Annotated in this window: 2 protein-coding genes; both read left to right on the forward strand. The window is 37.7% G+C overall.

The genetic code is table 11. The features are described from left to right. A partial coding sequence (locus AC1DOS_RS20000; protein ID WP_477538891.1) for an aspartate-semialdehyde dehydrogenase occupies positions 1-653 on the forward strand: 653 nt, incomplete at its 5' end. Between the two features lie 14 nt (positions 654-667). After that, entirely contained in the window at positions 668-1,561 is an 894-nt protein-coding gene (dapA, locus tag AC1DOS_RS20005) for a 4-hydroxy-tetrahydrodipicolinate synthase (RefSeq protein WP_108584678.1), read from the forward strand. Positions 1,562-1,655: the final 94 nt, after the last annotated feature.

The raw sequence follows: 1,655 nt of genomic DNA on the forward strand, positions 1-1,655 counted from the left end.
GTTCTACTATACAAATGGTGTGTGCACTACAACCAATAAAAGAAGCTTTTGGCTTAAATAAAGTCATTGTTTCAACGTATCAAGCTGTATCTGGTGCTGGAGCGGATGCAATTAATGAGTTGAAAAATCAAAGTGGCACATTCGGAGATACGAAAAATGCAGATGCGCAAGTATTACCTGTCAAAAGTGCAGAAAGTCATTATCCAATAGCGTTTAATGTTATTCCTCAAATCGATACGTTTGATGACAATGGCTATACGTTAGAAGAAATGAAAATGATTAATGAAACGAAGAAAATACTACACATGCCAAACCTTTCAGTTGCGGCAACATGCGTTCGTTTACCTGTTGTATCAGGTCATTCTGAATCAGTATTTATTGAAATAGATAAAGATGGTATCAGCGTTTCAGATATCCGCGCTATATTAGAGTCAGCTAAAGGAATAAAAGTACAGGATAATCCCGCGAAACAAGAATACCCTATGCCTTTGTTTGCAGAAGGGGAAGACGATGTGTTTGTTGGGCGTATACGAAAAGATTTATCAAATGATAGAGGTTTCCATTTGTGGATTGTGTCAGACAATTTATTAAAAGGGGCAGCACTAAACTCAATACAAATTGCAGAAGCAATGATAGAAGAAGGTATCATTTAAAAGGGGAGATTCTAATGCATATCGGTCGTGTATCTACAGCAATGGTCACACCATTTTTACCAGACGGCTCCATTCATTTTGAAATGGTTGCAAAACTAATTGAACATTTAATTGCTACAGGTACAGATTCAGTTGTCGTATGTGGAACAACTGGAGAATCACCAACATTAACGAGTCAAGAAAAAGCGGACTTAATTCGTTTTACTGTCGAATCGGTAAATAATCGTATTCCTGTTTTTGCAGGAACGGGTAGTAATAGCACGAGATCTTCAGTTGAACTGACTAAAGTTGCTGAAGATGCAGGAGTAAATGGTATCATGCTTGTTACTCCGTATTATAATAAACCAGATCAACGTGGAATGTATGAACATTTTAAAACGATTGCTGCTTCAACGAACTTACCTGTATTACTCTATAATATACCTGGTCGTTCTGTTGTTAATATGTTGCCAGAAACTGTGTTGGCACTAAGTAAGATTTCAAACATACAGGCCATTAAAGAGGCTGGTGGCAACTTAGAGCAAATGTCAGACATTATTGCGGGTTGTCAAGATGATTTCGCCGTATATAGCGGTGATGATGGTTTAACTTTACCTCTACTTTCAATTGGAGGAGCTGGAGTTGTATCAGTCGCTTCACATGTTGTAGGAAATGATATGCAAAAGTTAATTCGTGCATTTGAAGAAGGCAGACATGCAGATGCTGCCACAATACACCATGCATTGTTACCACTCATTCGAGCACTCTTTGAAAAACCAAATCCTGTACCTGTAAAATACGCGTTATATAAATTGGGGCTCGATGTCGGAACTGTCAGATTGCCACTAGTTGATATGACAACTGAAGAGAAACAAAATTTTGACCAAGCTTGGGCGAAATTTGAGGAAAAACGCAAATATTTCAAATAAATTTTTGAAGGCCAGTTCATAACTGGCCTTTTTTTATGTCTATCAGCAAATTCTAGAGTCAAATTAATGTAGACTGTTCCGCAGTTTGTGGGAT

This window comes from Paenisporosarcina sp. P5_A11, from assembly GCF_056400705.1.